This is a genomic window from Vibrio sp. JCM 18905 (assembly GCF_055393305.1).
Genome location: NZ_AP043879.1, coordinates 757,245 through 776,410, shown reverse-complemented (window position 1 = coordinate 776,410; position 19,166 = coordinate 757,245). Strand labels below are relative to the sequence as shown.

Genomic DNA, 19,166 nt, shown 5'->3' with positions numbered 1-19,166 from the left:
CTCATTCTATTATAAAGTTGCTTGCCAAAAGCCTGCATTCCCATCCACGTCTGAATGTATTGAGTACAGGCTAAGTAAACTACTGCAATAGTGACATTGCAGAGTTTGGCAACTGTTTCGCTTGAGCAAGAATCGATGTACCTGCTTGTTGCAAAATTTGTGCTTTGGTCATTTGCGTGGTTTCTTTCGCAAAGTCCGTATCTTTAATTCGGCTGTTCGACGCGTCAACGTTTTCTTGGATGTTTGCCAAGTTGTTGATGCTGTGACTCAGACGGTTTTGCTTCGCACCCAGATCCGCACGTTGTGAATCCACGTATTTCAGTGCCGAATCCAGCACAGAGATAGCGTTTTGAGAACCTTGTACGGTTGTCATATCAATATCTTGTACTGATGTTCTAAGAGGTTCATCGCTCAAACCAAGCTCAGACGCCAATCCACCCGAAATTGAAATTTCACCCTGAACGTTTGGATGTGCAACAAAAACTTGTAACTTGCCATCTTCACTTACAGACGCGTTGATCATATCAGACTGACCATTAATGTACGTTGCAAGCTCTTCGATGTCGTCACCTGCTTTTGCATTAATGTTGATTTCTAGATCATCGACATTGCCGTCTTCGTCTTCACCCATACCTGGCAAAGTGATTTTTAGATCCGATTTAGCTGGGTCAACGCCCCAATCTTTATCTTTACCGTTTTCCGATAAGAAGGTCACACCGCCCATGCGAGTATCGTCCGCACGAATGCTGGTTAGCCCCATAATCATTGCTTCACCTGAGCTCGCACCAATCTGGAATGCCGCTTCACCGAATGAGCCGTTCAATAGACGACGGCCACCGAATGACGTGGTTTCTGCGATACGGTTTAGCTCGTCAATCAATGCCATTGACTCTTCGTTGATCGCCTGACGCTCAGCCGGAGAGTTAGTACCGTTCGATGATTGAATAGCAAGGTCACGCATACGTTGCATGACAGATGTTGCCTCATTCATCGCACCTTCAGCGGTTTGTGCAATCGAGATACCATCGTTCGCGTTACGCATTGCGACATCTAGACCACGAGACTGTGCAGTTAAGCGGTTAGAGATCTGTAGACCTGCCGCATCATCTTTTGCACTGTTAATCTTATGTCCTGAAGATAAGCGCTCCATCGACGTGTTTAATTCGTCAGTCGCTTTGTTTAGGTAACGCTGCGCGGTCATCGCGGAGACGTTAGTACTAACTGTTACAGCCATTTTGCTCTCCTTTTGAGTTCGCAAGCTTTTGCGAAGCGGCCAGCTTTACTCTCATTTGGATAAGCACTGACCGTAAAAATTACTTGCTAAATCTGCCTTAAACGCAGGGTTTAGAATCTCTAAATCTGTTCTGATATTTTCAATACAATTTGTGTGCCAACTTATAAAATTTATTTCACCGCTCTTAAAAGGAGCACATAAACAATAAGTTAGCGTTATCACTAAACCATTTCCGGATAATGAGGCTCATCTTGCTTCATGGATATTGACCGCTACTTTGTTGCCGCCCGACTTGCCTCTCGCGTCATTGCCGCTTTGGGTAAAATCGTGCCGCATAGCCTGACTCTTAATTTACGTCGATTTATCGCACTTAAGGCTTTGCACATAAGGCATCAAAAATCAGACAGTGTGTCTTAAATCAGACTAAATATAGTTAAACAGAGTTAGATCTTTGGTCTTACCGAATGCTTGTTGCGATGCCTGTAACGCTCGCGAGTTTTCACTGAACTCGATAACGGCTTTAGAGTAATCCAAATCCTCAAAGTTGCTCTTCGCTTTCGCCAGAGACAAATTAAAGTCTTCGTGGTTTTGCTCTTGGATATCGAGCGTGCTCAATCGAGCGCCAGCATCAGTACGCGCTTTATTCAAATGGATAAAAGCAGCGTGAAATTCTTCTGTCATTTGGTGCAATTTGGCGGTCGCCGACGTATCCGACACCGATTTATCTGACCACGCCATTGCATCCTTGAAGGTATCGAAAATGCTGAACTCTGCCCGCTTTTCGATCTCGATGCTATCGCCAGGCGTAATTTGACCTTTTACGTGCACTTTCAGGCCTTTGTACTCAATGCCTTTTTCTGGAGAAAACTCATCGGCATCCACGACTTTACCGTTACGCTCTAGTTGGTAACCAAATTTGCCGTTGTTCATATCGACAAATGTCACGCGATACGCCGCATCATCCTTCGTATCAACGTTAGTGGCTCTGTTTAATAGCAACTCAGAACCGTTTTGTAGATCGTAATTCGGCTGATAATCGCCAAATGGGTTTGGTATCTCCATAAACAGCTTGCTGCCAGGATCGTTCATTGGCATCTCAAGCATGCTGGAGACTTTCATTTTGCGCTGGTAATCGTCTCCAGCGTACTGAACACTACCGTCTTTATCGCGATAGAATGGTTGGCTTTTTGGCTTAGTGCCAGCAAACACGTAGTTACCAGATTCATCTTGCGAATTCACTAAGTTAAGGAAGTTGTTCGCAATCTCTTCTAGCTCACGCTTCTTTGCTTGTCGGTCTTCCGCAGAAAACGCACCGTTAATCATCTCCATCGTTAAGCGCTTCGACTCGTCGGCAAAATTCTCTGCATTGGCGATATTAACTTCGTGGTTTTCTAGACGATTACGCACCAACACTATTGAGCTAAGGTATTGTTGTAGCTGTTCTTGTTGCTGACTAATATTTTGAATGTAATGCGACGCAAGGGGATCGTCGCTAGGTTTCAGTAACTTTTTCCCTGAAGCAAGTTGCTCTTGGTTATGGTGAACCTTATTTTCTTGACGACGCAAATCATTTTGTACGGACTGATAGTTATGGAAACTAGAAATTCGGGTTAGCACTTATCTCTTCTCCTTACCTCAGTTGTAAAATGGTATTGAAGGTATCATTCGCCGCTTGCATCACACGTGATGAAGCCATGTACGCTTGTTGAAACTTCATCATGTTGGCCGCTTCTTCATCGAGGTTAACGCCAGAAATAGAAGCAACGCGCTCTTGTGCCGCCTCATGCTCTAAGCGAGCGACGGAGGCTAATCGGTTTGCTGTAGAAGATTTCAATCCGACTTCGGTATTGAGGTTGTGATAAACATCAATCAAGGTACTGGATTTTCCGTCCATCATCTTATCTGTTTGGATCTTCTGCATTTTTCTCAAGTTGCCATTACCACCTTCCGAAGGCACCAAGTTCGCGGTGAACTTGTCATTCATCAGCGCACCTTCGCTCAACTCAAACACGGTTACATCGCCGTTTTTATACAGCGGATGGCTTTTCGGCACTGAGATTTCAATCATCGGGTTATCTTTGTCTAGCGGGTATGAGTATTTGTCCGATAGCAAATTGCCTTTGTTGTCCGTGATCTTTAACCACGGCTTATCATGTTTCTCGTCGGCTGGTTGTACGGTGACCTCAAACTCTTTGACATCCCCCGCCTCACGAATTTTGAACTTGGCGTTACCTTGAGCAAAAGTGGTTGAAGCTTCATAACTTTGCGCTGCAATGGCTTTTGCATCATTGGTTTCCATCTTGATGATGGCTGCGCCACTTCGTGTTGGGCGCAATAATACGCGCTCACCAGCAGCAAGACCTTCACCGATTTGCACTTTCATACCATCCAGAACAAACGAAGAATCTGATTGATCAATGTTCAACGACATTTGCTCACCTTTCGGTGTTGTCACGCTATACTGGTCGCCATCATAACGTAGCGAATATTCACCACCTTTGATCGCTGAGATATCATCAATGTAAACCGCAACATCAGCTTGAGAGTCAGGCGCAGCAAAAACTCGAGATTTTGCCACCAGCTCAGAGTTCACGTCGGTAAATACGTCTTTACCTATCTTACCGTTAAGATCCAGACCTTGAGATTGCAGCTGATTAATTTTGTAGGAAAATCCCGTCGCTAAACGGCCCATTTCATCCTGAAGTTGTGGAATGTGTTTGTCGCGCATTTCAAGCAAGGCACCGATTTTGCCATCCATGTCGTCAGACTTGATCGCTTTAATGCCATCTCCTTCCACCATTGCTAATCGTCTCTGGTGAACATCAGGATAGCCGTCAATCATTTTGAGCTGGCTTGCTTCCGTGCCCGAAACTAGCGTGTGTCCATTGCCAATATGAACATTAAACCCTTCGGCATTTTTGCGTGGGGTTACGGTTACTTTGGTGTACTCAGATAGCTCAGTAACCAGCTTTTCATGCTGGTCCATCAAATCATTGTGTGGACCGGGTGTGCGCATCATTAACCGATGCACATCGCGGATTTCCAACGCAAGTTGGTTCACGCGTTCAATGCCCATATCCAATTTTTTATTGGTCACATCAGATTGCAATCGCACGGTTTCATGGAAGTCATTTAATGTATCAGAGAAGATTTTCGCCTTTTCCAATACCACTTTCCGTGCCCCCAAATCGTTCGGGGTATCTGCCATGGTTTTGACCGCATCGAACCACTCGTTCAAGTTCTCTGGAATTTTCTTCGATGCAACTGAGCTCAACATGCTAGAGAGCATATCAAGATTGTCTTGGGTATCCGTTTTGTTGGCATTGTTGGTTGACGACAAGTTCAGTTCATTCACGGCAAACTGATCCCACGAGCGGCGAACATTTTCCACATGCACACCCATGCCGTAGGTAGAACCACCAAACATGCGCGGATCATTCGTACCTTGGATAACAGACTGGCGGCTATAACCCTCTGTATTAACATTAGAAATGTTATGACCAGTGGTGTTTAATTGTCTCTGAGCAGTAAGCACACTTTGAGTACCTACATTCAGAAGATCTGACGCCATACATGCCCCCCAAAAACGAAATAAAATCGGCAAAACCGATCACCTAGACACATCAAAGCAAAAGGTGTGCCAAATAAAATAGAGGTGTGAATGTTCAGAAAAAGTAAAGGCTTGCACTGTGGCAAGCCTTCGAAAACAACATGAACTGGCGAAGAGTAAATTACATACTTTCGATTTTCTGCTTCACCTGCAGGACTTTGTCTGCGTAATTCGGATCGGTCGCGTAACCCGCGCTGTGAATGCCGCGAATGAAGGACTCTGAATTCCCTCGCTGTTGCAATGCTGTCTCGTAACGTGGGTTGTCATTTAAAAAGCGCACAAAGTCATTAAAGCTGTCTTCGTAATTTGAGTAGGCGCGAAACGCTGCCGTCTCTTTCACTGGCGTATTATCGTGGAACTCTAGCGTTTGAGTCGTCACTTTGTCACCCTGCCAGCTTCGATCTGCTTTGATGTTAAATAAGTTGTTGCTGCTGCCACGCGCGTTCTTCACGACCTTTTGTCCCCACCCGGTTTCCAAAGCCGCTTGCGCAAGTAGCAGAGATGGCTCGACACCTAGGGCTTTCGCAGCTTTCTCCGCGTATGGCTTCATCGAGTTAACAAAAGATTCTGGCGAATCGAATCGAGTTGGTTCATTGCTTGGTCGAGATAGCTGACCAGATTCAATCAAGCGCTGTTCAATCTCACGCGCTTTTTTCGGGTCAACACGACGATATTCCACGGCATTATTTGCCGCATCACGCATTGCCGTTTCACTCTTGTCGTTACCTTGCCCAGCCGTTAATTGCTTAACAATCATATCGGCCAAGCCCATTGAACCAGACGAACTGAGCTCGCTCGCCATCTGCTCATCCAGCATTTGTCGGTAGAACTTCTCGTTCTGGCTGTTCATCATGTTGGACTCAAAGCCCTCATTGGCTTCTCGCATTGATTTCAACATCATGGAGGTGAAAATAGATTCGAACTGACGAGCCGCTGCACGCAGTGCTTCTTGCTCGCCATCTTTACCTTCTTTCACTGCTTTTTGACGCAAGGTATCCAGCGAACTGATGTCATGAATAAAACCAATGTCGTTAGGATTGTTCATTATACCTACCTTCTAACCATTAAATGATGATCAACTGGCCTTCAATGGCACCAGCTTGTTTCAATGCTTGCAAGATAGCCATCAAATCCGACGGCGCTGCGCCGACTTGGTTAACGGCACGGACCAAATCATCCAACGTTAAGCCTGGCTCGAACTTAAACATCTTGCCCTGCTCTTCGCTGACTTCGATATCTGAGTCTGGTACGACAACGGTTTGCCCACCAGAAAAGCCGTTCGGTTGGCTAACATTCAGGTTTTCTTTGATCGCAACCGTCATGCCACCATGCGTTACCGCAGCAGGTTTAAGGCGAACATGTTTACCAACTACGATGGTACCCGTGCGAGAGTTAACGATGATTTTGGCTGCGCCATCTGCTGGGTCGAACTCTAGGTTTTCAATTGCCGATAAGAACGCCACACGCTGGCTGACATCACGAGGGGCACGTACACGTACCGACGTCGCGTCTACTGCACTCGCCATTTGTGGGCCAAGGAAGTTGTTTACCGCATCCGCCATACGTTGAGCCGTTGTGAAATCTGACTCAAGCAAGTTGAACGTGATGTAATCGCCACGACCAAATGGGTTTGGAATTTCGCGCTCTACTGTCGCACCACTAGAGATAAGACCAACGGTTGGATTGTTACCTACGATTTTGGAACCGTCAGCGCCTTCAGCACTGAAACCGCTCACCACTAAGTTACCTTGAGCAACCGCGTAAACTTGACCGTCGAGACCTTTGAGGAACGTTTGTAGTAGCGTACCACCACGCAAACTTTTGGCACTACCGATAGAAGAGACTGTCACGTCTACTTGCTGACCTGGTTTAGAGAATGGCGGCAATTCTGCCGTTACCATGACTGCGGCAACGTTTTTAATTTTCGGCTTTGTGCCCGGCGGCATCTGAATGCCGAAGTTTTGCAGCATGGCGGCGAAACTTTGCTCCGTAAACGGGTTCGCTTCGCCTGTGCCAGGTAAGCCTGAAACCAAACCATAACCCACGAGTTGGTTGCTTCGTACACCTGCCACTTGCGCGACGTCTTTGATACGTGCAGCTTGGGCAGCGGTAGAAAACAGAGCAACGCTCATCAGTATTAAAAGGAGTTTTTTCATGCTTACTTATCTCTTGCAGTCAAATTGCCGTCAGCACGGCGTGTTATAGCGCTACATTAAAGAATCGTGCCAAGAAACCCGGCTCTTGCATATCTTGTTGTACACCGGTGCCAGAATACTGAATTCTTGCGTTAGAAACGCGGTTTGATGCAATAGTATTGTCGAAACTAATGTCATCCGGACGAATAGTGCCGCTTAAACGTATGTACTCATCACCCGTATTAAGCGTCATCCATTTTTCTCCACGGATAACGAGGTTGCCATTTGCCAAAACTTCAATCACCTCAACAGTAATGTAACCACTGATGCTGTTACTCTGCTTAGCAGAAGAGTCACCCGCAAATGAGTTTGAGTTATTTAAGTCATAAGAGAAATTGTATTTGCCACCAATTTGCAGCTCTTCGCCACCCACTTGAAGCGGGTCCATTTGCGCTTCATTGGTTTTCGATAAATCGGCATTGGCGCTTTTCGTGGCGCTGGTAGTCTCATCCAGTGTCACGGTAATAATGTCGCCAATACCACGTGGCTTGGAATCGTCGTAAAGATCGGTAATGTGCTCGGCGCTAAACAGTGAACCTGTTGCAGCAGCATAATGCTCAGGTTTCTTTTTCGGATGAATAGGAGCCCATGCAGGATCACCCGCAACCGGATCGCTTCTGCCACGCAGTGTATCCACGATACCGCTGCTCTCTTCTTTCGATTTATCGCCTTCTACCGCGTCAACCACCGTCGTTGCTTGTGTCACTTCATCCGTTTCAATCGGCTCTAACATGGCACAACCCGACATCGTGGCAATCAAAGCAAGTAGACAAATACGTTTCATCGTGAGCTCCTCAATTCTTGCTCTTAACCGTTATAACTGCTGGTTAACGAAGCTCATCATCTTATCGACTGACGAGATCACTTTTGAGTTCATTTCGTAAACACGCTGGGCTTCGATCATGTTGACCAACTCTTCCGTTACATTCACGTTAGACGCTTCCAGCATGGATTGACGGATTTCACCCAAACCGTCCAAACCAGGAACACCTTCTTGTGGATCGCCACTGGCACCCGTTGGTAAGTAAAGGTTCTGGCCAATTGGCTCTAGGCCACCTGGGTTAACAAAGTCTGTAATGGTTAGCTGACCAACGACTTGGTTGTCTTGCTGACCACGGACGCGAACCGATACTTCACCATCCGTACCGACAGTGATAGAAATCGCATCTTCTGGAATCACAATTTCAGGTTCTACAGGGTAGCCAGAACCCGACGTGACTAACGTGCCTTCACCATTTAACGTGAACTGACCGTTACGGGTGTAACCGATGTTGCCATCCGGCAACGTCACTTGGAAGAAGCCGTCGCCTTCAACCATCATGTCCAGTGCGTTGGTCGTTGTCTGCGCATTACCATGCGTGTGCACTTTTTGCGTCGCAACCACTTTAGAACCCGCACCTAGCATCAAGCCACTCGGCAGTTCAGTGTTCTGAGATGATTGGCCGCCAGGCTGGTTGATGTTCTGATAGAACAAATCTTCGAATACCGCACGGCTCTTTTTGTAGCCCACAGTAGAGGCGTTCGCCAAGTTGTTCGAAATCGTGGCAATGTTGGTTTGTTGGGCGTCTAGACCTGTTTTACTTACCCATAGTGCTGGATGCATAGTGAACCTCTAACTCTGTTAACTCATACGAAGCAGTGAATCTGAAGATTTATCCATCTCTTCAGCAGTGCTCATCATCTTGACTTGCATTTCAAACTGACGCTGTAAGTCAATCAATGCGGTCATTTCACCTACGGCATTCACGTTACTGCCTTCAATCGCTCCTGTCTGGAGGCTAACAGTCGCGTCTGCTTCGTAAGGTTGATTTGGAGTTTTATGGCGAAATAAGCCATTGGTGTCTTTAAATAAGCTTTGATCATTAGGCTTAACAAGCTTGATGCGATCAACCGCTTGGAATTCTTCCGCCGGGGCACCTTGAGGAAGCACAGAGATGGTGCCATCCCGACCGATTTCAATTTTGGAGAGAGGAATAGGCAAAGTAATCGGCGCATCGTTTTCACCCAGCACCAAATGACCACTTGCGTTGGTAAGCATGCCATTTTGATCGACTTTTAGGTTGCCGTTACGGGTCAACCCTTCTTTCCCTGTGTGATCGAGTACCGATATCCAGCCGCTGCCTTCAATCGTCACATCCAGATCACGCCCTGTTGTAATCACGCTACCTTGAGCAAAGTTATGCCCTGGACGCTCTGTCATGCTGAAAACACGTGAAGGATGGCCTTCACCATAAGCCTGCATTGAGCGAGCCTGCGCTAAATCCGCACGAAACCCTGTCGTGCTTACGTTAGCCAAGTTATTAGCACGCAATTGTAGTGCCTGCATATTTTGCTTGGCCCCACTCATTGCGAGAAACAGTGCGCGATCCATAAATTACTCCAAAAACTTCTCTGTACACGGAGTAAAAGCAATAGTTATGCCAACATAGAATGAGCTTATTTATCAAATATTTAAATAAGAAACAAAAGATTAAGAGGGGTTTCAGTGGCAGAAAACTGCAACAAGGGGCAAGGTTTTGATCCACATGGCGGCAACGGCGGCAAATCAGAGATCAAAGCATGCTTAACCTGAACTGAGGTATTTTCAGGCTAAGCATCAGATGAATGTCATGATGTTATCAAGCCAAGCGGCGAAAGCTCGCCTAACTTGATGATGCAGATTATCGGATCTGCAGGATATTTTGTTGTAGCTGGTTGTGCACTTCTAGCGAACGTGAGTTTGCTTGGAAGTTACGCTGAGCAGAAATCAGGTCCACCAGCTCCTGCGTCATATCAATGTTTGACTGTTCCAGCATACCGTTGTTGATGGTGCCAAAAGAGCCTTTGTTAGATTCACCCCAAATCTTGTCACCAGAGAACTGAGTTGAATCCCATTGCGTACCGCCCTTCTTATCCAGACCTTGCTCGTTTGGAACACGTACTAGCGCTACACGACCCAATGTGACGTTTTCACCGTTTGAGTAAGTCCCCATTACGCTGCCGTTTTCATCGAAGTCAACTTTGGTTAGGAAACCCGTTGTTGCACCGTCTTCATCGAACTTAGTCAGTTCGAACGGAGCAGCAAACTGTGTTGCCGAGCCTAAACCGAAGTTAAGCGTCTGCGCAGGATCGGCACCATTCATATCGACTGGTGTCGTGTTCGTCGCCGGATCGCCTAATGCCACAGACGTAATTGGCTGACCATTGTTCAAGCTCGCCAACGTACCATCGTTGTTGAACTTCATGGTATGACCCACATGGCCTGTTGGCGTTTGTGCATCACCTGCCGCAACATTTAAAGGCTTTTCGCCTTCTTTATCTGTCACGGTGTAGTAAGTGTTCCAAGTGTTTGGCTGAGTCTGATCTTTCAAGTAGTACGTCGTTAGCTTGTAAGACTGACCCATCGAGTCATAAATAGTCGAAGAAGTTGAACGGTTGTATGTATCTGGGTCTGAAAAATCAAACTGAGTCGGATCTTTCAAATCGCCGTTTGCTGGCAAGTTCACGCCCACTTCAATGTTTGCTGTTTGCTTTGGCTTACCAAATTCAGCAGGAATATTGATAGGTTGTGGCTCGTATGAAGAAACCTCACCAGAGCTTGGATCCACTTGGTAACCTAATAAGAACTCATCGTTCGCGGTCACCATGTAGTTTTCTTTATTTAAATGGAATGCACCATTACGTGTCAGTTCATTCTGTTGTGGAGTCAGACGCTCCTTCGCCACGGCGAAGAAACCTGTACCCGAAACACGCAGATCCATTGGGTTGTTGGTGTAAATGCTTGAGCCTTCATGGAACTGCTGCGCCACTTGGCTTGCTTGCGCACCACCACCCGGCGTGGTTTTTGCGTTAGTAAATAAAGAGTTAGAGTAAACATCAGCAAACTCAGCACGGGACTCTTTAAAGCCGTACGTGTTGGCGTTCGCAATGTTGTTACTGGTGGTGTTCAAATCCAGTTGGGCGGCGGACAAACCGCTTAAAGATACATATGACATTCCAAAATCTCCTAATCTAGCGAGCTATAACTACGCTTTGCCGACTTCCAATACTTCTGCAAGTCGAACTGGCGATTCAAAACCAGCCAGATTGAGTAATACGTTTCCGTCACCTTTGCCGAGCAATACGCTATTTACGTTGGCATATGTCGATACTGGGAACTCTTGCGACTCCCCTTCAACTAAGCCAGACGCTTTCACTTTGTATTTGCCAGCAGGCAGTGGATTTCCGCTTTCATCTTTACCGTCCCAAAGCACACGCGTGTCGCCGGCTGGTTTCGCTCCTACCTCAAAAGTACGAACCAGTTGGCCAGCTTCATCCTCTACACGAACAAACAGATTATCGATAGATTGTGAAAGCTTAACCATTGCCGCCATTGGCGCGTCGTCCTGCTTCACACCTGCCGCTCCTGGGACCAATACGTCACGTCCTACCAAAGAGGAAGCTTGTAACGCTTGGTTTGATGTCATTGACGAGTTCAAACTCTCAAACTGAGTGTTCATCTTGCCAATGCCATCAACGGTCGCAAATGAAGCCATTTGCGCAATCATCTGGTCATTACTTACCGGCTTAAAAGGGTCCTGTTGAGACAATTGCTTCGTGAGCAATGATAAGAAGTCTTCCTGTTTTAGGTCTTGCTTACCCGTGCTCTCTTCCGTCTTCTTGTTACTCTCTTGTAGACTTTTAAGCTGGTCGATATAGGACAAGCCGCTTTGACCAACGTTGTTAATTCCGGCCATACGCTACCTCCTTATCCTTATTGACCCATCTGCAGCGTACGCAGCAGCATTTGTTTACTAGAATCCGCTACTTGCACATTGGTTTGGTATGCGCGAGAAGCTGAAATCATGTTCGCCATTTCTTCCATTACATTGACGTTCGGCTTGTAGATGTAGCCTTCTTCGTTTGCAAGGGGATGGTCTGGGTTGTACTCCGCACTCAGCGGTTTATCGCTTTCTACAATGCCCATCACTTTCACTGGCACCGTATCACCGCCACGCATGGCGTTACTTAACTCAGCTCCAAACACAGCATGGCGCGCTTTATAAGTGTCTTTCGCAGAGCTGCTGACACTGTCGGCGTTCGCCAAGTTGCTTGAGGTAGTGTTCAGACGAACGGATTCAGCGCTCATTGCGGAACCTGTCACATTGAAAACGTTAAATAAGCTCATCTAAATTATTCCCCTTTGATTGCTTTGGTTAAGTTCTTGAATTTGCTGCCTAGAAAATCGAGTGATGCTTGGTGTCTGATTTGGTTTTGCATAAACAAGTTACGCTCTAAATCCAAGTCTACCGTGTTGCCATCACCCGTATCAGGCTGCGTAGGAAGACGATATAGCTTGTCCCCGACCAACGTTGTAGTGGCAGGAATATGCCGACCATCCGTACGACTAAGACCAATGCTTGCCCCAGATGTTGCCGCTTGCAATTCCTTCGCAAAGTCTAAACCTCTTGCTTTGTAACCAGGCGTGTTGGCTTGTGCAATGTTGGTGGAAATCACCTCAGCATTGCGCTCACGTACGCCCACCGTGTGCTGGTGGATGCCTAGTGCATTGTCAAAAGATATAGCCATGTTTGCCTCTACAATTAAGAACTGACCGTGATTGATAACCAAAAAGCAATTAGCATGCCAAAAACATAAAGCGCTCTATCTACTTAATAGCTATCACCCATTGGAATAGCAATAAGTGAGCCAAAGTGACTGGAATGTCATGTCGTTTCACTTTGTTCACTTAATAAAGATACACCGTGATGAGGGAACAAAGCAAAATCGCGCTTCAATTTAGCAAGTGAAAACGTGGAAACACTCGAAGGCAGGAAACCAGCAAACAAAAAAAGCCTGACACGAGGTCAGGCTTTTTATCAATGAAGAGATACCGCTATTTAAGCTTGTAAATGATACCCGGATTACAGCGCACCATTTCAAATTTATCAGTCAGACCAGTTAGCGACTCTGATGCCCCTAACAGCAGATAACCACCTGGGTTTAAGCTGCTCGCCATTTGGTTAAGCACTTTTGATTTCATTTCCGGTGAGAAGTAAATCAGCACGTTGCGACAAAAAATAATGTCGAACTTACCCATCAGTGCATAACTGTCCATCAAGTTTTGTGGACGAAAGTTCACCAAACGTTTGACGTTGTCTTTGACTTTCATACGGCCACCGTCCGCATTCTCAAAGAAGGTGCGGCGACGTTCTGGTGAAAGTCCGCGCCCTAGAGCCAAATTGTCATACACACCTGCACGACACATTTCGAGCATACTTGCTGAAATGTCTGTTGCTGTAATAGACACGTTTGGTAACAAACCCGGCTTACGCTGTTGCGTTTCCAGAATCGTCATTGCAATAGAATACGGCTCTTGGCCCGATGAACTGGCTGCAGACCAGATCTTGATTGGGCGCTTGCTTGCCGCTACTTCTGGCAATAATTTGTCAGCTAAAACTGTGAACGGATAAGTATCTCGAAACCACAAGGTTTCGTTAGTCGTCATCGCGTCCACAGCGGCCACTCGTAATTCACGATTGCGCCCTGTAACAACATCACGTAGCAAATCTGATAACGATGCGAGCTTAAACTTCGTCACTAAAGGACTCAGTCGGCTACGCACAAGGTATTGCTTGCTATCACCTAACACGATGCCACATTGCGATTCTAGAAAACGGCTAAAGTCACGATACTCTTGATCACTGATTGTAATAGCAGTCATTAATGTCTCTTTTATTGTGTTAATGCAGATTTAACCGCGTTACCCAATTCATCTGGGTTAAATTTCGCAATGAAGGTATTGGCACCTACACGCTCAACCATAGCCTGGTTGAATACACCACTTAATGAAGAATGGAGGATAACATAAAGGTCTTTCAAATCGGCATGTCTGCGAATTTCAGCCGTTAAGGTATAGCCGTCCATTTCTGGCATTTCAATATCGGAAATAACCAACGAAATTTGATCGTAGATATTGCCTTCTTGAGCCATTTCAATCAACTTATTGTACGCTTCTTTGCCATCTTTGACAGATACGACCTCGAAACCGATTGATGTAATCGCACGCTCTACCTGTTTACGCGCGACAGTCGAGTCATCAGCAATCAATATACGGCGTACAATAGGCTTTTCTTGTTCTGCTTGCGCGATTTCTTCACCGATAGCGGAATCCATCGTTTCATCAACCGGCGCAATCTCCGCCAGGATTTTTTCAACGTCAAGGATTTCAACCAGCTCGTTGTCGATGTTCGTCACTGCGGTCAAGTAGTGCGCTTTACCCGCACCGTCTGGCGGTGGCAAAATCGCTTCCCAATGCATATTGATAATACGCTCAACCGATGATACCAAAAATGCTTGGATCGTACGGTTAAATTCTGCGATAACAACAAAACATTTATCCAGATCAGTGGTTGGGCGGCCACCAATTGCCAGGCTCAAATCAATAACGGACACGGTATGGCCGCGGATATGAGCGATACCTTTTACCAGCGGGTGTAGATTTGGCATTGAAGTCAGCTTAGGGCACTGCAGTACTTCTTTCACTTTGAATACGTTAATGCCGTAGCGCTGTCGGCCCATCAGTCGAAAGGTCAATAATTCCAATCGGTTCTGACCGACGAGTTGCGTACGCTGATTCACCGAGTCAAGAATCCCCGTCATATGCTCATCTCCATCTCAAACTTTTTGTTTTTAAATGATACTCTACCACTGGCAAGCACGATACCAGGGAGACAGTATGGCGTATTTCACTTTCACTTCGACACCATTGACTATGACAATATGTAGAGCGCTAATTACAAAGTACGCTAAGTCTATCGGCATTTTGCTCAGTATGTTTAGCTTTTTTGTTCATTCAGCTTCAGATAATCAGATCGAGCAAATAAAAACGGCAGCAGAACAACATATTCTTGCTACAGTTGATCAGCCTGATGGTGGCGAGCTATCTGTTAATGCGGCAGATATCGACTCGAGAATAAAAGCAACGGATTGCCCAGTGCCCCTAGATACGTCAGCTTCTTCCACCAGCAGTACTCGAAGCAACATCAATGTTCTAGTGGAATGCCCACCGGATGACTGGAAAGTCTATGTGCCTGTAAGGATCTCTGTATCGGTGCCAATGATCGTCGCAACACGAACACTAGGGAGAGGAGAAATCGTCAGCGCGTCGGATGTCACCACTTCCATGATCGAGCTGCAGCGCTTTCGCAAAGATGGCTTTTCTAACTACGATCAAGTGGTTGGCGCAAAGCTAAAACGCAACGTTCGCTTAGGTGATGTTGTTGAGCGTAATGATGTCTGTGTCGTTTGCCGGAATGAAAAGGTCACAATTAAAGCGGTGAATTCTGGCATGACAATCACCACTCAAGGCACAGCATTGCAAGATGGTGCGGCTGGCGATCAAGTAAGAGTGAAAAATGATAAGTCACAGCGTATAATAGAAGGCATAGTGACTGGCATTGCGGAAATCACTGTTAATTTTTAATACCCACTGGTAGCGTGTTTAAACTGATCAATAAAAATGCAAAAAATGACTAAAGTTATTTTTGCACTGGTCGATAGTCTGGATACCAGTATTACGATACAAGGCAAAGGTTAAACATGGCAGGTATAGATAATATACGTTCAGGGCAAATGATGACGACGACAAGTCGTGCACCTGCGCGTAACGATTCCAATGCTACCAGCACGACTGAATCGAAAAAAGCACCCGCACAACAAGACGCTGTATCACTCAGCCAGCAAAGCAAAGCCGTTAGCAAACTCCAAAAAGATATGGCAGCTTCTCCGGCCTATGACAGCGCCAAAGTGGCGGCAATCAAAGAAGCAATCACAAACGGTTCATACAAAGTCGATCCTGAAAAATTGGCCGACAACATGATTAAGTTTGAAAACGAATTGCAAGGCAAAAGCTAACTGACTTAGGCCGAAGGTAAGTATTTTATGGCAGCATTAGTCGATCTCGTCAATTTCCAACTAGAAAATGCTAAGGCACTTTCTGCTGTTTTGCGTCAAGAAACACAAGCGATAACTGCGCGTGTCTCTACCGAGATTGAGAATATTGCCAAACAGAAGATGACACTCATTGATCAGCTTAGAACGACTGATCAGCGAATCGCCTCTCACCCGCACGTCAATCAACTTACTGAAGATGAGCACCTAAGTCAGGTTGTTGCTCAAATCCAATCGATCGTCCTCGACTGTCAACAAGTCAACAAAGTAAATGGTGAATCGCTTAGTCGCGCACAGCTGAGTTTCAATAAACTCAATAACATGCTTCAGCGAACTCATGGCAAAGTGGGCATGACCTACAATGCCGGTGGCAAAACCCATACTATTTCGACACTTGGCACCAATATAAAAGCCTAAACGTCACTCCTGCCCCACCATCTCTAGAATGTAGATATAAAAAAGCGACTCATTGTTGCCAATCAGCCGCTGGAAAGATTATCTGGTCTTCTGAAGTAATGCGCTCAGTGCATTAGAACAAGGTTTGTTGACGCTTCTCAGGCACCTGTTGAACTTCTCCGTAATCACGCAACTTATCCATCTTACGAATATCAAGACGCAGCTCTGTCACGTAACTGTCTTCAACAAGATAACTACGCACAACTTCTGCACCGCGAATCACACCATCGACCGCACCAGTGGTACTTTCAATACCCAAACGCTGGTCTTGCAGTTCGGCACGTCCACTAACACGCATGCCATAAACTTGTTCTGCTAGCTCACGATAAGCATCAATTTTTGATGCGCGCATCGCTCGTACACGCTTCTCTTCTACTGTGCGGCCAGTTTGCTCACTGACACTCGCATAACCCACTGCCACTAAGATTTCATCTTGACGCATCTGTTGTAGTGGCTGACACCCCACTAATATCAGTGTGGCAATAATAAATAAGAACTTCTTCATGCTTCTATCCTATGGACGCAGAATCACAGTGTACGGCTGACGAATGGTTGGGTCTGAGCGAATCAACACGCCATCTTGCGTACGGATACTGTTTAACGTATCTAAGTCACGACCAATACGGTCAGCCGGAAGGAAACCCTGCGCCGTTGCTACAACCACACGGCTCTGCATACCGACCACACGTGCATTGACCAGCACCCCGCCCTCTTGGCGAAGCATCGTGCCGGTCAGTACATACTGAATTTGTTGCTCTTGCGCCAGATCTTGCCAATCACGGCTTAAAGCAAAATCGCCCTGTTGCGTCACTTGGATAGAGCCCGTAGTTTTGAAATCAACCACTTTAAACCCTCGGCGCTGGAACTGATGGATAAAACCTTCCGAGACCGAGTTGCCTAACCAGTTTGTTGCATCCATATTTTGTAGATCAACAAACGAGGTAATCGCAATCGGTGTCCGCGCAGATACCGCCACATTAGAAACCATCAGGTCTTCGGTCATACTTTCAATGAAAAAGTCCATCGTATGACGTGGACTATCCATAAGCATGAACTGGCTTCCCGAGTACGGTTCTTTACCATTGTAAATCGGTGAGTACGCGCACGATGTCAGAAGCGTCATCATCGATGCGGCGACAAGCCACTTTTTCATGGTTTGATTCTCCAGATAATCTTAGGTGATACCGTTCTTGATTAATTCCTTTCTAAGAAAGTGAATATTGGAACAGTCTTTGCTTTTCTTTGTTTGCCTAACGAAGAAAAATCCACCAAACTTCACTGAAATTGTTAAAGCAATATTTATACCCGAACGGTTGTAATCAATGAAAAAAATATTAAACAGTCTGTTTTCAATCACTTTAGTGATGCTTGTGCCTTTTAAAGTAATGGCATCTTGGTATGAAGTAACAGGCGTTGCCACTATCGTTTCTTCAGAAGAGACGGCAAGGCTCCATGCGTTGGAAGACGCGCTGTTCAAAGCCGTCAATTTTTCGGGCGCAGATATTGGCAGTATTAGCAATTTGATGCCGCTATTAGAAGAAAGCCGTAACGAGTACCAGTTTACCAACCATGAAGTCCGTTACATTTTGGTCGAGTCTGAACGTAAACGTAGAGGTAAAGTCGAGGTAAAAATTCGCGTCGATATTTATCCATCGGCAACGGGTTGCCACACCGATCAATACAAAAAGACGCTCCTTGTCGGCAATATTGAGGTTGCCTCACCACAACAAGCGGTGATGGGACAGATTTACCAAGTGGGTGACGATTTTAGCCGCGTGGTGAATCGCCAGCTGGATCAAACCTCTCGCAGCTTTGTATCTGTGGGTACAACGGACTATTCAATTAGCAGTAACTATCCCGCTCGTACTCAAATGATCGCGCAAGATAACGGCGCACAATACATCATTGGGGGAGTCATTACCGATCTCACTGCGACGGTCGAATCTCAACTACTGCAAGATGACATCATCAATCGTCAGTTTGCGTTAGAGATGAAAGTATTTGATGGTAAAACTGGCCATGAAGTCTTCAACAAAGCCTACCGTGAAGTGGCGCGTTGGCCATTTGCCAAAACGAGCCAAGTGGATACTCGCAGTGCGCGCTTTTGGGCGTCGACCTATGGCGAGATGATGCTACGCGTTAGTCGCAATATAATGCTGGATCTAGAGTCAGAGCTGTCTTGCAAAATTACGCTGCCAGAGGTCGTTGCTGTCTTCGGCAATACAGTAACGATGGATCTCGGCCGTATGCATGGCGTCAAAGAGGGAGACAAATTGCAGCTTTGGCACACCGCATCATTTATCGACCAAAACGGACTACCAAGAAATAAAGTATCGCAAAGTGAAATTACATTGACGGTATCACGTATATACGAACACGAAGCCGAGCTTACGATTGATCAGCCAAATTTAGCCTCTAGTGTTCAAATTGGCGACGTAATGAACAAGATCCTATAAAAGCAAACATTAAGTCTTGAGATATGCTCACTTTTGAATATCATAGGCAGCGCATCTTATTTGATTATACCAATGACCGTAGTGAGTCGTTCAAAGTGATGCTGATAAAGACCTAAACAAAGTTGCTAGGTTTGCATTCAGTAAAACGGTTCAATGAACTGCAACTATTGGTATTACGCCCCCATGGCACAGCTGGATAGCGCAGTCCCCTCCTAAGGGACAGGTCGTAGGTTCGAATCCTACTGGGGGCGCCATATCATAGCCTTAGTTCCCACTTGAGCTAAGGCTTTTTTGTATCCACTATT

Annotated in this window: 21 protein-coding genes and 1 tRNA gene; 6 read left to right on the top strand and 16 right to left on the bottom strand. The window is 46.0% G+C overall.

Features of this window, described 5'->3' with window-relative positions; genetic code table 11:
- Nucleotides 1–79 precede the first annotated feature (79 nt).
- Nucleotides 80–1,234 carry a flagellin gene (locus ACZ5ZC_RS11855; protein ID WP_006743025.1) on the bottom strand — a complete coding sequence of 385 codons (1,155 nt, stop codon included), beginning with the start codon at nt 1,232–1,234 and terminating at the stop codon, nt 80–82.
- Nucleotides 1,235–1,492: 258 nt separating this feature from the next.
- On the opposite strand from ACZ5ZC_RS11855, the gene ACZ5ZC_RS11850 reads away from it, so the two are divergent.
- On the top strand, nt 1,493–1,651 hold the full coding sequence (locus ACZ5ZC_RS11850; protein WP_181869548.1) for a hypothetical protein: 159 nt from the start codon (nt 1,493–1,495) through the stop codon (nt 1,649–1,651).
- Nucleotides 1,652–1,657: 6 nt separating this feature from the next.
- Here ACZ5ZC_RS11850 and flgL read toward each other — a convergent pair whose 3' ends face one another.
- The 13 genes from flgL to ACZ5ZC_RS11785 form a co-directional block, all read right to left on the bottom strand.
- Nucleotides 1,658–2,851, bottom strand: coding sequence for a flagellar hook-associated protein FlgL (flgL, locus tag ACZ5ZC_RS11845; RefSeq protein WP_005393113.1), 1,194 nt, complete (start codon nt 2,849–2,851; stop codon nt 1,658–1,660).
- Between the two features lie 13 nt (nt 2,852–2,864).
- Nucleotides 2,865–4,805, bottom strand: a complete 1,941-nt coding sequence (gene flgK / locus ACZ5ZC_RS11840; RefSeq protein WP_464931935.1) for a flagellar hook-associated protein FlgK — start codon at nt 4,803–4,805, stop codon at nt 2,865–2,867.
- A 160-nt stretch (nt 4,806–4,965) separates the two neighbouring features.
- Nucleotides 4,966–5,892, bottom strand: coding sequence for a flagellar assembly peptidoglycan hydrolase FlgJ (gene flgJ / locus ACZ5ZC_RS11835; RefSeq protein WP_046874278.1), 927 nt, complete (start codon nt 5,890–5,892; stop codon nt 4,966–4,968).
- Between the two features lie 16 nt (nt 5,893–5,908).
- Nucleotides 5,909–7,000, bottom strand: a complete 1,092-nt coding sequence (locus tag ACZ5ZC_RS11830) for a flagellar basal body P-ring protein FlgI (RefSeq protein ID WP_006743028.1) — start codon at nt 6,998–7,000, stop codon at nt 5,909–5,911.
- A 43-nt stretch (nt 7,001–7,043) separates the two neighbouring features.
- Nucleotides 7,044–7,823, bottom strand: coding sequence for a flagellar basal body L-ring protein FlgH (gene flgH / locus ACZ5ZC_RS11825; protein WP_006743029.1), 780 nt, complete (start codon nt 7,821–7,823; stop codon nt 7,044–7,046).
- Nucleotides 7,824–7,853: 30 nt separating this feature from the next.
- Nucleotides 7,854–8,642 (bottom strand): flagellar basal-body rod protein FlgG, encoded by a 789-nt coding sequence (gene flgG / locus ACZ5ZC_RS11820; protein ID WP_005382032.1) that lies wholly within the window; start codon nt 8,640–8,642, stop codon nt 7,854–7,856.
- A gap of 18 nt (nt 8,643–8,660) precedes the next feature.
- Nucleotides 8,661–9,410 carry a flagellar basal-body rod protein FlgF gene (gene flgF / locus ACZ5ZC_RS11815; RefSeq protein WP_005382031.1) on the bottom strand — a complete coding sequence of 250 codons (750 nt, stop codon included), beginning with the start codon at nt 9,408–9,410 and terminating at the stop codon, nt 8,661–8,663.
- 289 nt (nt 9,411–9,699) lie between these two features.
- Nucleotides 9,700–11,013, bottom strand: coding sequence for a flagellar hook protein FlgE (flgE, locus tag ACZ5ZC_RS11810; protein WP_005393123.1), 1,314 nt, complete (start codon nt 11,011–11,013; stop codon nt 9,700–9,702).
- A gap of 30 nt (nt 11,014–11,043) precedes the next feature.
- Entirely contained in the window at nt 11,044–11,754 is a 711-nt protein-coding gene (flgD, locus tag ACZ5ZC_RS11805) for a flagellar hook assembly protein FlgD (RefSeq protein ID WP_005393125.1), read from the bottom strand.
- A 17-nt stretch (nt 11,755–11,771) separates the two neighbouring features.
- Complete coding sequence (gene flgC, locus ACZ5ZC_RS11800; protein WP_005393132.1) at nt 11,772–12,185, bottom strand: flagellar basal body rod protein FlgC; 414 nt, start codon at nt 12,183–12,185, stop codon at nt 11,772–11,774.
- A 5-nt stretch (nt 12,186–12,190) separates the two neighbouring features.
- Complete coding sequence (flgB, locus tag ACZ5ZC_RS11795) at nt 12,191–12,586, bottom strand: flagellar basal body rod protein FlgB (RefSeq protein WP_005382026.1); 396 nt, start codon at nt 12,584–12,586, stop codon at nt 12,191–12,193.
- Nucleotides 12,587–12,893: 307 nt separating this feature from the next.
- Nucleotides 12,894–13,721, bottom strand: a complete 828-nt coding sequence (locus tag ACZ5ZC_RS11790; protein WP_005382024.1) for a CheR family methyltransferase — start codon at nt 13,719–13,721, stop codon at nt 12,894–12,896.
- Between the two features lie 11 nt (nt 13,722–13,732).
- Nucleotides 13,733–14,659 (bottom strand): chemotaxis protein CheV, encoded by a 927-nt coding sequence (locus ACZ5ZC_RS11785; protein WP_005382022.1) that lies wholly within the window; start codon nt 14,657–14,659, stop codon nt 13,733–13,735.
- 76 nt (nt 14,660–14,735) lie between these two features.
- On the opposite strand from ACZ5ZC_RS11785, the gene flgA reads away from it, so the two are divergent.
- The 3 genes from flgA to ACZ5ZC_RS11770 all read left to right on the top strand — a co-directional run bounded on the left by flgA (nt 14,736) and on the right by ACZ5ZC_RS11770 (nt 16,366).
- Nucleotides 14,736–15,482, top strand: a complete 747-nt coding sequence (gene flgA, locus ACZ5ZC_RS11780; RefSeq protein ID WP_005393139.1) for a flagellar basal body P-ring formation chaperone FlgA — start codon at nt 14,736–14,738, stop codon at nt 15,480–15,482.
- 116 nt (nt 15,483–15,598) lie between these two features.
- Nucleotides 15,599–15,913, top strand: a complete 315-nt coding sequence (flgM, locus tag ACZ5ZC_RS11775) for a flagellar biosynthesis anti-sigma factor FlgM (RefSeq protein WP_005382018.1) — start codon at nt 15,599–15,601, stop codon at nt 15,911–15,913.
- 27 nt (nt 15,914–15,940) lie between these two features.
- Nucleotides 15,941–16,366, top strand: coding sequence for a flagella synthesis protein FlgN (locus ACZ5ZC_RS11770; RefSeq protein ID WP_012842057.1), 426 nt, complete (start codon nt 15,941–15,943; stop codon nt 16,364–16,366).
- Between the two features lie 112 nt (nt 16,367–16,478).
- Here the strand turns inward: ACZ5ZC_RS11770 and flgP are convergent, their stop codons facing one another.
- Complete coding sequence (gene flgP / locus ACZ5ZC_RS11765; RefSeq protein WP_031854523.1) at nt 16,479–16,910, bottom strand: flagellar assembly lipoprotein FlgP; 432 nt, start codon at nt 16,908–16,910, stop codon at nt 16,479–16,481.
- Between the two features lie 9 nt (nt 16,911–16,919).
- Nucleotides 16,920–17,558, bottom strand: a complete 639-nt coding sequence (locus tag ACZ5ZC_RS11760; protein WP_005382013.1) for a FlgO family outer membrane protein — start codon at nt 17,556–17,558, stop codon at nt 16,920–16,922.
- Between the two features lie 169 nt (nt 17,559–17,727).
- On the opposite strand from ACZ5ZC_RS11760, the gene ACZ5ZC_RS11755 reads away from it, so the two are divergent.
- Entirely contained in the window at nt 17,728–18,861 is a 1,134-nt protein-coding gene (locus tag ACZ5ZC_RS11755) for a flagellar assembly protein FlgT (protein ID WP_167426815.1), read from the top strand.
- Nucleotides 18,862–19,038: 177 nt separating this feature from the next.
- Nucleotides 19,039–19,115, top strand: a tRNA-Arg gene (locus ACZ5ZC_RS11750).
- Nucleotides 19,116–19,166 lie beyond the last annotated feature (51 nt).